Origin of the sequence: Pseudomarimonas salicorniae, assembly GCF_023156535.1 — a bacterium.
Taxonomy (GTDB): Bacteria; Pseudomonadota; Gammaproteobacteria; order Xanthomonadales; family Xanthomonadaceae; genus Pseudomarimonas; species Pseudomarimonas salicorniae.
The window spans coordinates 130,766-145,384 of sequence record NZ_JALNMH010000010.1; the positions used below are offsets into that span (position 1 = coordinate 130,766).

The 14,619-nt window shown below is 66.5% G+C and carries 11 protein-coding genes; 8 read left to right on the forward strand and 3 right to left on the reverse strand.

The window, feature by feature from the left end; genetic code table 11:
• Window positions 1-12: 12 nt before the first annotated feature.
• Window positions 13-942, forward strand: a complete 930-nt coding sequence (locus tag M0G41_RS12810) for a nucleoside hydrolase (protein ID WP_248210024.1) — start codon at window positions 13-15, stop codon at window positions 940-942.
• Here M0G41_RS12810 and M0G41_RS12815 read toward each other — a convergent pair.
• A complete protein-coding gene (locus M0G41_RS12815; protein WP_248210033.1) occupies window positions 910-4,236 on the reverse strand; it encodes a mechanosensitive ion channel domain-containing protein in 3,327 nt (1,108 codons plus the stop codon). The genes M0G41_RS12810 and M0G41_RS12815 overlap by 33 nt on opposite strands.
• A gap of 88 nt (window positions 4,237-4,324) precedes the next feature.
• Here M0G41_RS12815 and M0G41_RS12820 point away from each other — a divergent pair, with 88 nt between their 5' ends.
• Entirely contained in the window at window positions 4,325-4,570 is a 246-nt protein-coding gene (locus tag M0G41_RS12820) for a type B 50S ribosomal protein L31 (RefSeq protein ID WP_248210035.1), read from the forward strand.
• 234 nt (window positions 4,571-4,804) lie between these two features.
• The gene (locus M0G41_RS12825; protein WP_425511253.1) at window positions 4,805-6,100 is read left to right on the forward strand and encodes a citrate synthase; all 1,296 of its coding nucleotides are present in this window, start codon (window positions 4,805-4,807) and stop codon (window positions 6,098-6,100) included.
• A gap of 62 nt (window positions 6,101-6,162) precedes the next feature.
• Here M0G41_RS12825 and M0G41_RS12830 read toward each other — a convergent pair whose 3' ends face one another.
• Window positions 6,163-6,762, reverse strand: coding sequence for a hypothetical protein (locus M0G41_RS12830; RefSeq protein ID WP_248210037.1), 600 nt, complete (start codon window positions 6,760-6,762; stop codon window positions 6,163-6,165).
• Window positions 6,763-6,795: 33 nt separating this feature from the next.
• Window positions 6,796-9,273, reverse strand: coding sequence for a penicillin-binding protein 1A (locus tag M0G41_RS12835; RefSeq protein WP_248210038.1), 2,478 nt, complete (start codon window positions 9,271-9,273; stop codon window positions 6,796-6,798).
• A gap of 216 nt (window positions 9,274-9,489) precedes the next feature.
• Between M0G41_RS12835 and M0G41_RS12840 the strand changes: the two genes are divergently transcribed.
• The 5 genes from M0G41_RS12840 to M0G41_RS12860 are packed head-to-tail and all read left to right on the forward strand — an operon-like array spanning window position 9,490 to window position 14,548.
• Window positions 9,490-10,548, forward strand: coding sequence for a type IV pilus assembly protein PilM (locus M0G41_RS12840; RefSeq protein ID WP_248210039.1), 1,059 nt, complete (start codon window positions 9,490-9,492; stop codon window positions 10,546-10,548).
• Entirely contained in the window at window positions 10,548-11,138 is a 591-nt protein-coding gene (locus M0G41_RS12845; protein ID WP_248210040.1) for a PilN domain-containing protein, read from the forward strand. Before M0G41_RS12840 ends, M0G41_RS12845 begins: the two co-directional genes overlap by 1 nt.
• Window positions 11,135-11,764, forward strand: a complete 630-nt coding sequence (locus M0G41_RS12850) for a type IV pilus inner membrane component PilO (protein ID WP_248210045.1) — start codon at window positions 11,135-11,137, stop codon at window positions 11,762-11,764. Before M0G41_RS12845 ends, M0G41_RS12850 begins: the two co-directional genes overlap by 4 nt.
• Window positions 11,764-12,279 (forward strand): pilus assembly protein PilP, encoded by a 516-nt coding sequence (locus M0G41_RS12855; protein ID WP_343226488.1) that lies wholly within the window; start codon window positions 11,764-11,766, stop codon window positions 12,277-12,279. Before M0G41_RS12850 ends, M0G41_RS12855 begins: the two co-directional genes overlap by 1 nt.
• On the forward strand, window positions 12,245-14,548 hold the full coding sequence (locus tag M0G41_RS12860; RefSeq protein WP_248210046.1) for a type IV pilus secretin PilQ: 2,304 nt from the start codon (window positions 12,245-12,247) through the stop codon (window positions 14,546-14,548). The genes M0G41_RS12855 and M0G41_RS12860 overlap by 35 nt, the downstream gene beginning before the upstream one ends.
• Window positions 14,549-14,619: the final 71 nt, after the last annotated feature.

Genomic DNA, 14,619 nt, shown 5'->3' on the forward strand with positions numbered 1-14,619 from the left:
AAGAGTCCCGCCATGCCTCCGATTCCGCTGCTGATCGACACCGACCCTGGCGTCGATGATGCCCTTGCCATCCTGATGGCCCTGAACAGCCCGTTGCATCGGGTAACCGGGCTGTGCATCGCCGCCGGCAATGTCGGGCTCGCCCACACGACACGCAACGCGCTGAAGCTGCTGGAGGTGGCCGGCGTGAGACAGGTGCCGGTCTACGCAGGCTGCGACCGCCCGCTGCTGCACCCCGCGCTGGATGCGGCCTTCGTCCACGGCCACGACGGTTTCGGCGACATCGGCTATGCCGACCCGGCCGGTCGCGCCGAGCCGCTGCATGCGGCGCTGGCCATCCTCGAGCAGAGCCATCGGCACGCCGGCGAGCTGCTGCTGGTGACCCTGGGTCCACTGACCAATCTCGCCCTCGCCTTGCGCCTCGACCCGTCACTGCCGCAGCGCGTCGCGCGCCTCGTGGTGATGGGCGGTGCGGTGACCGGTCGCGGCAACATCACGCCCTCGGCCGAATTCAACATCGCCTTCGACCCCGAGGCCGCACACGTGGTCTTCGAGGCTTGGCCGCGCTTCGACCTGGTCGACTGGGAGGCCACCCTCGCCCATCCCTTCGCCTTTGAGGATGCGACGCGCTGGATGCGCGACGGCGGCGAGCTGGGCGCCTTCTACGAGGCGATCTCGCGCACCTCGCGCGCGTTCACCGCCGCCCGTTCGGAGCATTGGCACTCTGCCGACGGTCTGGCGATGGCGGTGGCGCTGGCGCCCGATGCGCTGCTGGAGTGGGCCGACCGGCGCATCGAGGTCGAGCTGCAGGGGCCGCTGTATCGCGGCGCTACCCGGGTCGACTGGGCGCAGCACGGCGAACGCGCCGCGAATGCCCGCATCGTCCAGCGCTTCGACCCCCAGCGCTACCTAGGGATGCTCTCCGCCGCCCTGCGCCGCTGAGTCCTGATCCGCAGCCGGGCCTCCCGGCCGTTCGCGCGGCATGTCGCGGACGTGCAGATCCATCTGCGGGAAGGCGATCTCGATGCCGTGTTCGGCGAACAGCTGCGCGATCCGCGTGTTCAGCGCGTTGGTGGTAGGCAGGCGGTCGGCCAGGGACTCCACGAACACCCGCAGCTCGAAGTCCAGCGAGCTGGGGCCGAAGCTGAGGAACCAGGAGGCCGGTGCCGGCTCGCGCAGCACCGTGGGATGCTCGTCGGCCGCCTGGCGGAGCAGCCGATGGACCAGGGCCAGGTCGCTGCCGTAGGCGACGCCGACCTTGAGGATGATCCGCGTACGGGTATCGCTCAGGGTCCAGTTGATCAGCCGGTCGGTGATGAAGACCTTGTTCGGGATCACCACCTCCTTGTTGTCCCAGTCGACCAGGGTGGTAGCCCGGGTGCGGATCTTCGACACCGTGCCGGTGTACTCGCCGATGGTGATCACGTCGCCGACCCGGAACGGTCGTTCGAACAGCAGGATCAGGCCGGATACGAAGTTGCCGAAGATCTCCTGCAGACCGAAGCCGAGGCCCACCGAGAAGGCCGCCGCCATCCACTGCAGCTGCGACCAGCGCAGCCCGAGCAGGCCAAGGCCGATCATCATGCCGGCGATGATGATGAAGTAGCGACTGACGCTGGCGATCGCATATCGGCTCGCCGCATCGATGCGGATCCGGCTGAGCAGGCCGATCTCCAGCAGGCCGGGGAGGTTGCGCGCCGCGACCCAGGTCAGCACCAGGGCGAGCAGACCGAGGATCAGGGCGCGCAGCGTGACATCGCCGCGCACCGCCTGTCCCTGATCATCGACATCGCTGAACTGCCACAGGTTGATGGCATCAAGCCGCTCGAAGGCCGGGTAGACGTCCGACCAGATCCACAGCAGGCCCGCCGCCATCACGCTTAGCGTGATGGCCCGGAGCAGCCGTGAGGTCTGGGCATTGACCGATTCGATGGGGATCAGCTCCTCGCTGACCTCGGGCGCTTCGTCGACGCTGCGCTCGGGGTCCTGGGCTGCCTGCGCCTCGCGCTGCTGCTGCAGCCGACGCCGCGCGAGACGCCGTTCGCCGAGCAGCATCCAACGCGAGAGCATGCCGTGCAGGAGAGCCACCGCCAGCACCAGCCAGAGGGTCTGCCACAGGCAGCCGAGCAGGATCGCTGCGCTGAATACGTAGCCCTGCACCAGCAGCAGGGCCAGCCACAGGCAGGCCAGCGGAAGGGCGACGCGCAACACCTGGCGCAGCTTGAAGGGTTCGCTCCTCCCCCGCGGCGACCACCAACGTCCCGGGCCAAGATTGCGCCAGAGCACCGCCGCCGCGAACAGGGCGAACAGGACGGATGCCGCCCGCGCGGCGCCGCCGATCGCGAGGTCGACACCCCGGGTGAAGCTCAGCAGGACGTGGAACTGCAGCACCAGGGTCACCGCGGCGAGCAGGGGCAGGCGCCAGGCCAGCGACTCGCGCCGGCTGCGCGTCCAGCGGAAATGCAGGTGGGCGAGGCCGCGCTCCCGAACCAGGGTCTTCAGGATGGTGAACAACAGCCCGGTCACTGCAACGCCAGTCAGCGTAATACCCAGAGAGTGGGTGAACTTGCCGGCCTCTCCGGCGAGACTGAGGTGGTGGCCGACCAGACCGACCAGCAGCGGCCAGGGCAGGGCGGCCACCAGCGTCCAGCCCAGTGCCGCGGCGGTCAGGGCGTAGCGGTCGCTGTCATCGTGGCGAAGCGGTGGCGCCAGCGCCTCGATACGGGCCTGCGCGCGGCGACGCAGCACCAGCAGGGCGATGAAGGTGCCAAGGCCGAGCAGGGTTCCGGCCGGGCGGTCGGCCAGCCGCATGGCCAGAAGTTCGAGCGAGCGCTGCCAGCGGCCGGGCGCCCAGAGGTCGGCCGCGCTGGTCGGCAGCCGCGCCCACCACGCCGCCGAGATCGGCGGATGGCTGGGCAGCCAGAGCAGCTGTTCGTCGAGCAGTCGTTCGAGGGTGCGGGTATCCTCCAGCTGGCGTCGCAGGGCGACCTCGGTGCGGGTCAGCGTCTCCAGGCGACGCTGCAGGGTGTCGCCGAGGCGCTGTTCGACGCTCTGTCGCTGCCCGCGCAGGATGCTGCGCAGGCGCAGCGGCTCGGGCGTCGCCGAGTCGGCCGGGGCCGCCGCTGCAGGCTCATCGTCGCCTTGATCGGGGCGAACCGGCCATTGGGCCTCCCGCGGCAGCTCCAGCAGGCGAAGGCGCAGCTCGGCGATGTCCGCGCGCAGGGATTCGAGGCGGGCGAGGAGCCGCTGGGGCTTGTCGAGCCCGCGGCGCTCGGCGAGCAGCAAGGCCCCCAGCGACTCGCCGGAGGCATCGACTCCGATCCGCGAGCGCACGGCGGTCAGCGAACGCGCGGCGGCCTCGCGGGCCAGTTCCGTACTGCGCTCGACCTGGCGGTCCTCGGCCAGGCGCTCGATCTGTTCGAGCAGCCGCCCGGCGAGCGCCTCGGTATCTTCAGCCACCGAGTTCAGGAAGGGGTCCTCGATGTTGCGCCGGGTCTCGGCCAACGTCTCCTGGAGCTGCCGGGCTGCCCGAAGGTCGCTGCCGGCGATCCGTTCCTGCAGCGCGGCGATTCGCAGTTCCAGCATGGCGATGGCGGTCTGCGCCGCGGCCAGCTGGGCCTGCGACTCACGCCAGCGAAGCTCGGCCCCGGCCTGCTCGCGCTGGATCGCGGCAATCTCGGCCTGCGCCGAGAGCTGTTCGGCCTGGATCTTCGGGGGCAGCGGGGCGGGCTGGCGGGCGAGGGCGTCAAGCCGCGCGTCGAGCTCGGCCAGTCGCTCGCTGCTGAACACGCCGGCCTCGCCGCTGCCGATCCGGGCGCGGGCCGCGACAAGCTTCTGGCGCTCTTCGCCGATCCGGGTCTGCGCTTCCTGCAGCGCGGCTTCGAGGGCGGCGCGGGAAGGATTCGCCGGCTGGCCCCGCAGCCACTCGGCGTGGCCCTCGCTGACGTCCCGCGCCGCCGCGGCCTCCAGGCGCCGCACCCGCTCGGCACCCGTGCGGTCGAACTCCACCGCGGCGCGCAGCCGCTCTACCGACTGTCGCGCCTGAAGCAGGGCCTGGCGGGTCGGCGGGAGGTCAGCCTCTGCGACGGCGCCCTCCTCCTTCACCGCTGCCTCGAGGCTCTCCAGGCGGTTGGCAAACTCGTCCGCGGCCGACTGGGCCCCGGCCGGCGACATCTGGGCGAGCAGCGCCAGGCCGAGGGCGATCATGAAGGCGCGAGCAGCGTCCCTGCTTGTCATCAATCTATCCTTGTGGTTACAATTTCGGTCTTTTCCGCGCCGAGCGCACCCCGCCTGCCGGGGCTCAACCCCGATTAGGAACCGAATCATGAAAGCCGACATCCATCCCGCCTACAAGGAAGTGGTGTTCCAGGACGTCTCCTCGGACTTTTCCTTCCTCACCCGCTCGACCCTGAGCAGCAAGGAAACCGTCAAGTGGGAGGATGGTCAGGAGTACCCGCTGATCAAGGTGGAAATCTCCTCCGCCTCGCACCCGTTCTACACGGGCAAGCACAAGATCATGGACACCAGCGGCCGCGTCGACAAGTTCCGTCGCCGCTACGCCCAGAAGTAAACCGGTCCGGCGCCTCACGGGCGCCGACCGCGAGAAAGGCCCGGCCTCGTCCGGGCCTTTTTCTTTGCCGGCGCGACGCATCCGTCACGCCGTCGCGACTGACGCCATTCGTAGCCGTATGCGATACTTCGCCGCCCGTCGAACGGGCCGGGTAAGGAGAGTCCCGGGCCGACGCCAAGCTCGGTAAGACCCGCTCGACGTGTTCGCAGCCTGACCACCAGAAGGAGCGCCGCCGTGTCCGCGAGCAAGATCGTCACCCTGTCCGATTCCGATTCCGGCAAGAACACCGAGATGCCGGTGCTGCAGGGGACGCTAGGCTCCCCGGTGATCGACATCGGCAAGCTGTACAAGGAAACCGGCTGTTTCACCTTCGACCCGGGGTTCGTCTCCACTGCCAGCTGCCGCAGCGCGATCACCTACATCGACGGTGACCAGGGCGTGCTGCTCTACCGCGGCTACCCGATCGAGCAGCTGGCCAAACACTCGAGCTTCCAGGAAGTCGCCTATCTGCTGATGTACGGCGAGCTGCCGTCCAAGCAGCAGTTCGACGCCTTCAGTCACGAGGTGACGCATCACACGATGATGCACGAGGCGTTGAAGTCCTTCCTCAATGGATTCCGCCACGACGCCCATCCGATGGCCATGCTGTGCGGCGTGGTCGGCTCGCTGTCCTCGTTCTATCACGAGCAGCTGGACATGGATGATCCGGAGCACCGCCGCCTCGCGGCCATCCGCCTGATCGCAAAGGTGCCGACCATCGCGGCAGCCTGCTATCGCTACTCGATCGGTTGGCCGGTGCGCTACCCGCGAAACAACCTCGAGTACGTGAACCGCTTCCTGCACATGATGTTCGAGGTGCCGAGCGAGCCGCTGGAGCTGCCCCCGGTGGCGGCCAAGGCCCTCGACCTGCTGTTCATCCTCCACGCCGACCACGAGCAGAACGCCTCGACTTCGACCGTCCGCCTGGTCGGCTCGACCGGCGCCAATCCCTATGCCTGCGTGTCGGCCGGCATCGCCGCGCTTTGGGGTCCGGCACATGGCGGAGCGAACGAGGCCGTGCTGAAGATGCTCGAGGAGATCGGCACTGCCGACCAGGTGGGCAAGGCGATCGAGAAGGCCAAGGACAAGAACTCCGGCTTCCGCCTGATGGGCTTCGGCCATCGCGTCTACAAGAACTTCGATCCACGCGCGACAATCATCCGCGAGATGTGCCACAAGGTGCTCGACGAGCTCGGCGTGCACGACCCCCTGCTGGAAGTGGCCATGAAGCTGGAAGAGGCCGCGCTCAAGGACGACTACTTCGTCCAGCGCAAGCTCTATCCAAACGTCGATTTCTACTCCGGCATCATCTACAAGGCGCTGCGCATCCCGACCGAGATGTTCACCGTGATGTTTGCCATCGCGCGGACAGCCGGCTGGGTGGCGCACTGGCTGGAGCAGCAGTCCGATCCGGATGCCAAGATCGGCCGGCCGCGGCAGATCTACACCGGTGCTGACAGCCGCGACTACGTGGCACTCGCCAAGCGCTGATCGACCCCGCTGCGCGGCCCTGGCGGCGCAGCCACCCGGCGGATGGGCGCCTCACGCGCCCGTCAGTCGTCGCCCCTGGCCAGGCCTTCTCGGGCGCGTAGCCGAGCCAGCCGCGTCCGTGGAAGCGGCTCGCCGAGAGCGGCATCGAACAGGGGCTCGCCGCGCATGCGCGCTGGCAGCGGCCAGAACTCCACGCGTTCCGCCTCCACGGTGACCTCGATCACGTCGACATCAAGCGGGTCGCGACGGGCCTTCAGCAGCCGGGCGCGTCGGATGCGGTGGCGGCGCCCGGCGGAAAGCAGGTGCTGCACCGGTGCATCCGGATCCTCCGAGTAGAGCAGGATGCGCAGCGCCAGGTCGGCCTGGGTCAGCGGGAGATCCGGGTCCTCGGCCAGCTCGGGCTGGAACTGGCGCATGAATTCCATGGCGTCCAGCGCCAGCTGAAGGCGCGCCGGGTCGCTGCGCGCCTCGCCGCCGAACAGCCCCCGATACGCCGAGAGCTCCTCTCGGACCATGCCGTCGTCGGGCAGCAGTGCGCTGTCGCGGATGCCAAGGCGCCGCGCCGCCTTGCGCCGCGCCGCGTCGATGGAGGCGGCTTCATCCCGGGCGACCAGCCGGGCTGCCTCGATGGCTACCCGCCGCGCCGTCTGATTGTCCTTCATGCGCTTCCCCCCTCCAGTGGAAGCCACGGGGGCTCAGAAGATGTCGAAGCTTTCCTTCTCCTGCTCGGATTCGGCACGTGCCGCGCGCTGCTCGAGCCGGGCGATGTCCTCTACCCGGAAGACCTCGGCAATCGCATCGGGATCCCCCGGCGTCGTCAGCAAGCCGGTGTCACGGTCGATCATGGCCGTGGTCAGGCCCTCGGGCAGTGGGACGCTGTGCTCGGGCTCGCCTTCCAATGCCACCTTCATGAAGTCGATCCACATCGGCAGTGCGGTGGCCGAGGCGAACTCGCGACGTCCCAGCGAGGTGAAGTCGTCCATGCCCACCCACGCCGTGACCGCCAGCGGGCCACCGAACCCCGAGAACCAGCCATCACGGTACTCATTGGTCGTGCCGGTCTTGCCCCCGAGGTCCTGGCGTCCCAGGACGCGCGCCTTGCTGCCGGTGCCGCGGCGGACGACATCGCGCAGCAGGGAGTGCACCAGATAGGCGGTGCGCTCATCGACGGCGCGCTCGGCGAGTGCGACAGGGCCCTGCTCCGCGGCGGCCTCGGGCGTCGCCGCCTGCTCTGAGACGGCCGCTGGCGGGGCAGCGGAGGACAGATCGAAGCCCTCGCTGTCGCCTAGCCCGCCCGCGGCGCCGGTGCGCTCGGGGCAGCGGGCACAGGCGCGGGTCGGGGTGGCCTCGAACACCACCTCGCCGTCACGGTCCTCGATGCGCTCGATGAAGTGGGGCTCAACCCTGAAGCCGCCATTGACAAAGGCAGCGTAGCCACGGGCCATCAGGATGGGCGGCGCGGCATTGGTGCCCAGCGCCATGGACAGGTTTTCCGGCAGGCTCTCCGGCGGAAAGCCGAAGTTCTGCACGAAGCGACGGGCGTAGCCGACCCCGATCGCGTCGAGAACGCGGACCGAAACCAGGTTGCGCGAAGTCACCATGGCCTCGCGCAAACGCATCGGGCCGGCGAACTCCTCGTTGTCATTCTGCGGGCTCCAGGTCTTGCCGGCGCCGCGGTCGTTGAAGACGACAGGCGCGTCGAGGACCATCGTCGCAGGCGTGAAGCCACGCTCGAAGGCGGCGGCGTAGATGAACGGCTTGAAGCTCGAGCCCGGCAGGCGTTGCGCCTGAACCGCCCGGTTGAATTTGTTCAGGGCGAAGCTGAAGCCGCCGGTCAGCGCCCGTACGGCGCCGGTCTCCCAGTCGAGCGCGGTCAGCGTGCCCTGTGCCTTGGGAATCTGGCCGAGCTGCCAGACGCCCTCGTCGTCGAGGTAAAGACGGACCACATCGCCCGGATTGAGACGGTCGTTGACCTTGCGCGGGGCCTCACCGCGACGGCTCTCGTCCAGGTATTCGCGGGTCCAGGCGATGCGCTCGAGGTCCAGCTCGACCTGCTGGCCGTCGCCGAGACCGAGCGTGGCACTGGACTCGTCGCTGCGCAGTACCAGCGCCGGAAGCAGTCCGGAGATGGTCCGGTAGCCACGCAATGCCTCACGCCACTGCTCGGTCTGCTCTGCAGGAATCGGGGTCAGCCTGGCCTCTACGCCGCGCCAGCCGTGGCGCCGATCGTAGGTCATCAGCGCGTCGCGAGTGGCCTTGTTCGCCGCCTCCTGGGCCCGCGAGTCGAGGGTGGTGAAGACCCGGAAGCCATCGATCAGCGCCTGGTCGCCGAATCGCTCGATGGCGTCCACGCGGACCATCTCGGCTACCCAGGGGGCATCCAGCTCGGTCGGTGGCTCATGCGGGCTGGCAAGGTCGGGCGCCTGCTGGGCCGCACGCGCCTCGGCGGCGCCGACCAGGCCCTCCTCCAGCATCCGCTCGATGACGTAGTTACGACGGATCAACGCTCGGGACGGATTGACGATGGGGTTGCCGCTGGAGGGGAACTTCGGGATCGAGGCGAGCATCGCGGCCTCTCCCAGGGTCAGCTGATCCAGCGTCTTGCCGTAGTAGAACTCGGCCGCAGCGACCACGCCGTAGGCACGATTGCCGAAGAAACTCTTGTTGAGGTAGAGCTCGAGGATCTCGTCCTTGCTCAGCTCGCGCTCCATCTTCAGCGCGAGGAACATCTCGGTCAGCTTCCGGGTATAGGAATACTCGTTGCTGAGGAAAAACATCTTCGCCACCTGCTGGGTGATCGTGCTGCCGCCCGGCACGCGGGCCCGGTCGGAGGTCGCCAGCAACCAGACGGCGCGGGTCACGCCCCGCCAGTCGACGCCCGGGTGCTCGTAGAAGCGCGCATCCTCGACGGCGATGAAGGCGTCACGCACGACTGGCGGAACGTCTGCCAGGGCGACCGGGTAGCGCCGTGTCTCGCCAAACTGGGCCAGCAGTTTGCCGTCCCGCGAGTAGACCGACAGCGGCACCTGCAGGCGCACGTCGCGGAGTGCCTGGACAGAGGGCAGGGTGGGCTCGATCAGCCAGTAGAGGACCCCCAGCGTTGTCACCCCCATGACGGCAGCCAGCAGGAACAGGACGAGGGCGAGCCGCAGAAGGCGGCGGAACTTGGGCATCCGATGGACTTCGCGAGAGGTTTGCAGTGAGCGGAGGCGGGGAGTATAGATCGGAGGGGTCGTGGCCAGCACCCCGGTTCTGACCGGACCCGGTGCGGCGAAATATGCCGGTGAGGGGGAGAAGAAGGCAGGGGTGGTTGCCAGCGGTGATATAACCGGTATTTAATGTAGCAGTGCAGTTAGTGCTCGTAAGAGCCCGTGGGAAGGGGAGAATCCGTGGGTCTTTTCTCATCAGGCAAGGCACCACTCGTTGGAGTGGACATCAGCTCCACGGCGGTAAAGCTCCTCCAGCTCAGCCAGAGCGGCGGGCGCTACCGCGTTGAGCACTACGCCGTTGAACCCCTGCCGCCCAACGCGGTGGTGGAAAAGAACATCGTCGAGGTCGAGGCGGTGGGCGAGGCGATCAAGCGCGCGCTGGCCAGGTCCGGCAGCCGTTCGAAGGGCGCAGCCGCGGCTGTTGCGGGCAGCGCGGTGATCACGAAGGTGGTCCCGATGCAGGCCGGGCTGTCCGACGAGGAGATGGAAGACCAGGTCCAGGTCGACGCCTCGCAGTACATTCCGTACCCGATCGAGGAAGTCAGCCTCGACTTCGAGGTCATGGGGCCGGTGAAGGACAGCCCGGACATGGTCCAGGTGCTTCTGGCCGCCTCGCGTACCGAGAACGTCGACGTGAGGGTGGCCGCGCTCGATCTCGGCGGCCTCCAGGCCAAGGTGGTCGATGTCGAGGCCTTCGCCATGGAGAACGCCTTCCGGCTGATTGCAGACCAGCTGTCGGTGGCCAAGGACGCTCTGGTGGCCCTGGTCGATGTCGGCGCCACCATGACCACGCTCAACGTGCTCCGCGGCGAGCGCAGCATCTATACCCGCGAGCAGGTCTTCGGCGGCAAGCAGCTGACCGATGAGGTGATGCGGCGCTACGGCCTGAGCTACGAGGAGGCCGGCCTCGCCAAGCGCCAGGGCGGGCTCCCCGAAAGCTACGAGATCGAGGTGCTGGAGCCGTTCAAGGAGGCCATGGTCCAGCAGGTCAGCCGGTTGCTGCAGTTCTTCTACGCTGGCAGTGAGTTCAACCGGGTCGACCAGGTCGTGCTGGCTGGGGGCTGCGCCTCCATCCCGGGCGTGGCTGAAATGGTCGAGGAACAGCTCGGCGTGTTGACCGCGGTGGCCAACCCGCTGGCCAACATGTCCCTGTCCAATCGGGTGCAGGCCCAGTCGCTGGCGCAGGATGCGCCTTCGCTGATGATCGCCTGCGGCCTCGCGCTGCGGAGCTTCGACTGATGACCAGGATCAACCTACTCCCCTGGCGCCAGGAGCGCCGAGCGCAGCGCCAGAAGGAATACCTCACCATCCTGGGCTTGTCCGGCTTTGCCGCCGTCGCCCTGGCCTTCGGCGTCATCCAGTACTACGACGCGCTGATCGAGAACCAGAACGACCGCAACAACTATCTCAAGGCCGAGATCACCCAGCTCGACATCAAGATCAAGGAGATCGAAGAGCTTGAGAAGAAGCGGGCCCACCTGCTCAATCGCAAGCAGGTCATCGAGCAGTTGCAGGCGGACCGTAGTCAGATGGTGCACCTGTTCGACCAGCTTGTACGCACGATCCCCGAAGGCATCCGGTTGAACTCGATCAAGCAGACTGGCACCACGCTGACTCTGGATGGTCTCTCGCAGTCCAACGCACGGGTTGCTTCCTACATGCGTTCTCTTGAAGGCTCGGGGTGGATGAGCAGCCCGGAGGTCAGCATCATCGAGGCCAAGGAGGGCGAGGACAAACTGATGCCCTACCAGTTCACGCTCAAGGTGCAGTTGACCAAGCCGAAGCCGCCGAAGGAAGGCGAGGTTGCCGCCGAGGAGGGCGTGTCGTGAACAACTTCGACTTCAGGAATCTCGACTTCAACAATGCCGGTGCCTGGCCGGTGCCGGTCAAGGCGTTCTTCTGTGCGCTACTTGCTGTCGTGATCCTGTTCCTCGGCTGGTATCTCTTCGTCGATGAGCAGCGCGATCAACTCGAGCAATTGCAGGCGCAGGAAGCGCAGCTGAAGAAGGACTTCGAGTTCAAGCAGGGCAAGGCTGCCAATCTTCAGGCGCTGAAGGAGCAGCTGGCCGAGATGGAGGTCATGCTTTTCCAGATGCTCAGGCAGCTGCCGAGCAAGACCGAGATGCCCGACCTGATCGTGGATATTTCCCAGACGGCCCTGGCGACCGGAATCCAGAACGACCTCTTTCGCCCCGGCAACGAAACGCGAAAGGATTTCTACGCGGAGAAGCCGATCACGCTCAGAATGGTGGGAACCTTCCATCAGTTCGGAGCTTTTGTCAGCGGCGTGGCTTCGCTGCCACGAGTGGTCATCATGACCATGCATGACATCTCGTTAAGGCCCCAGGGGGGCGCCCGAGCCGGTTCAGCGTCTGGAACTCTGGTTCTCGAGGGAACGGTGAAGACCTATCGGTACCTGGACGAAGATGAAGTCAGTCAGGAAGGGGGAGGCTAATGAACCGAGTCGCAATTCCCGCGCGCTTGGTCTGCATTGGGCTGTTGCTCTGCCTTGCTGGGTGCACACCGGGCAAAGCTGATCTAGAGAGCTACGTGGCGGAGGTGAAGGCCCGGCCGGGCCCTCCCCTCGAGCCCCTGCCGGTGATGCAGCAGTTCGAGACATTCGAATACCAGGCTCAGGAACTCAGGGATCCCTTCAGTTCACCCAAACAGGCCGACGAAGTGGCATCCAAAGGCCCCCGCCCGGACCCCGACCGCAGGAAGGAGTTCCTTGAAACCTTCCCGCTGGACGGTCTGGACATGGTCGGCAGCTTGGGTACGGGCGAGGAACTGGTGGCTCTGGTAGTGGATCCGGAAAACGTGGTTCACCGGGTTTCGATCGGCAACTACCTCGGTCAGAACGAGGGTCGGGTGACGGCGATCTCGGAGACCGAAATCAACCTAACCGAACTCGTCGCGGACGGGGCGGGAGGCTGGATTGAACGACAAGCGACGTTGGCGCTCGATGAATAGCATGCAGCTGGGGGAAAAGACGATGACTCCTACCAATTCTTCCAATCGCGGCCACCGGCGTGCGCGTTTGGCCTTCAGCGGAGTGTTGCTGGCGATCGGCGGACTGCTGGCCGCGCCGGCGTGGTCAGCAAACAAGCTGCGCGACGTCCAGTTCACGGCAGGTCCCGCGGGGGCCGTCGAGATCATCCTGCAGCTGGATGGGCCTGCCACCGACGCGACGGTGTTCACTACCGAAGAGCCACCGCGTATCGCCGTGGACTTGCCGGACACCTTGAATGAGGTGGCGACGCGACGGATCGCTGTCGGAAGCGGCGCGACCAGTTCGATCACCACGCTGGAGGCCAACGGAAAAACCCGCGTGGTCGTCGACCTCTTCCAGGCAGCGACGTATCAGTCGCGGGTGGAAGGCAACAGGTTCTTTCTGACGGTTTCAGGTGGGGCTCAGAGCACGGCAGCAGCCATCGCGAGGGTGTCCGCCCAGACTGACCCGGCCAAGCGCATCGCTGGCGCGAATGAAGTTGAGAATATCGATTTCCGTCGCGGCGAGGGCGGTGCCGGGCGCGTCATCCTGACCCTGAGTGCCGAGAATGTGGTCACCGATTTCGAGGACACCGGCGAAGCAATCAGCGTCCAGTTCAGCGGCACCGAGGTGCCCGACTCGCTGGCCCAGAGGCTTGACGTGACCGATTTCGCGACCCCCGTCCAGACGGTGGAACTGCGCCGCGGGCGCGGCGGTGCTTCGCTGATGGTCAAGGCAAGCGGCGACTACGAGTCGATGGCCTACCAGTCAGGTACGGACTATGTGATCGAAGTCGTGCCTGTCGCTGCGGAGGAACAGACCGCCGCAGAGATCGGTATTGCCGCCGAGGAGGAGAGCTACAGCGGCGTGCCGGTGACATTCAACTTCCAGAATATTCCGGTTCGGACCGTACTCCAGCTGATCGCGGAAGAGTCAGGTCTGAACATGGTGGCTGCCGACTCGGTTTCGGGCAACGTCACGCTCCGATTGATCAACGTCCCCTGGGATCAGGCCCTCGACATCGTGCTCCGGGCCAAAGGCCTCGACAAAAGGCGAGACGGAAATGTGATCTGGGTGGCGCCCCAGTCCGAGCTTGCGGCCTATGAGCAGGCCCGCGCCGATGCTCGGCTCGCCCTCGAGCAGCGAGCGGAACTGGTCACCGAGTACATTCCGATCAACTATGGAAACGCTCAGGACATTGCCAGTCTGCTGACCGATGACGCGAAGCAGGGTCAGGGGGGCGGTGGCGCTCAGGGCCAGGATCAGCGCGGTTTCCTGTCTCCCCGTGGCAGCGTCAGCTTCGACCGCCGCACGAATACGCTGCTCCTCAATGACAACGCGGAGAAGATCCGTGAGATCAAGGCGCTGATCGCCCTGCTTGACCGTGCCGTTGACCAGGTCCTGATCGAGGCCCGCATCGTGGTGGCGTCCGAGTCCTTCGCTCGCGAGCTCGGTGCCCGCTTTGGAGTCAGTGGAGGCTACGAGGACAACAACGGAAACGTGTTGACCACCAGTGGCTCACTTAACAGCGCCGATCGTATGTCGAACCTTGCGCTGCGCAATCGTTTTGCCGGTCAGGGCAGCGGCCTGCCCGTGGCGGCCCCGGGCCCGGTGGGCGGCGGCATCGGTACGCCTGGTATCGGCGATCGGCTGAATGTCAACCTGCCCGTCGTCAATCCGAGCGGCACGATCGGCTTCGCCCTGCTCGGTGCTGACTATCTGCTGGATCTCGAACTGTCGGCCCTCGAAACCGAGGGTCGAGGTGAAGTGGTCTCCAGTCCGCGCGTCATTACCGCTAACCAGCGCGAGGCGATCATCCGCCAGGGTGATGAGGTCGGCTACGTCACGATCTCGCCGCAGGCGGGGGGCAACACCATTCCGATCCCGAACGTGCAGTTCAAGGAGGTTCTGCTTGAACTGACCGTCACCCCGACGATCACCCAGGATGGACGAGTCTCGATGGTGATGCGTGTCGTCAAGGACGAGATCGCTGATTTTGTCGACACCTCGATCGGCCTGGTTCCCCAGATCACCAAGCGGGAGATCAGTACGCAGGTGCTCATGGACAATGCCCAGACGGTGGTCATTGGCGGCGTCTACGAGTTCTCCTCGCGCGAGGACCTCAACAAGGTGCCGTTCCTGGGCGATATCCCGGCGCTCGGGAATCTGTTCAAGCGCAAGGGGCGGAATACGGAGAAGGCCGAGTTGCTGATCTTCGTCACTCCAAGGGTTCTTGCGGTCAAGCGTTGAGTTCCACCCTTCCATGCCTTGCAGCCAGCGACCGATTTCCAGCCAACGTCATCCGGCCGAAGGGTCGGGAT

Excerpts from the sequence above, each read along its gene's own strand:
- M0G41_RS12820 (WP_248210035.1), top strand. The coding sequence starts at position 4,325 with ATGAAAGCCGACATCCATCCCGCCTACAAGGAAGTGGTGTTCCAGGAC.
- M0G41_RS12845 (WP_248210040.1), top strand. The coding sequence starts at position 10,548 with ATGACCAGGATCAACCTACTCCCCTGGCGCCAGGAGCGCCGAGCGCAG.
- M0G41_RS12855 (WP_343226488.1), top strand. The coding sequence starts at position 11,764 with ATGAACCGAGTCGCAATTCCCGCGCGCTTGGTCTGCATTGGGCTGTTG.
- M0G41_RS12810 (WP_248210024.1), top strand. The coding sequence starts at position 13 with ATGCCTCCGATTCCGCTGCTGATCGACACCGACCCTGGCGTCGATGAT.
- M0G41_RS12830 (WP_248210037.1), bottom strand. The coding sequence starts at position 6,762 with ATGAAGGACAATCAGACGGCGCGGCGGGTAGCCATCGAGGCAGCCCGG.
- M0G41_RS12815 (WP_248210033.1), bottom strand. The coding sequence starts at position 4,236 with ATGACAAGCAGGGACGCTGCTCGCGCCTTCATGATCGCCCTCGGCCTG.
- M0G41_RS12835 (WP_248210038.1), bottom strand. The coding sequence starts at position 9,273 with ATGCCCAAGTTCCGCCGCCTTCTGCGGCTCGCCCTCGTCCTGTTCCTG.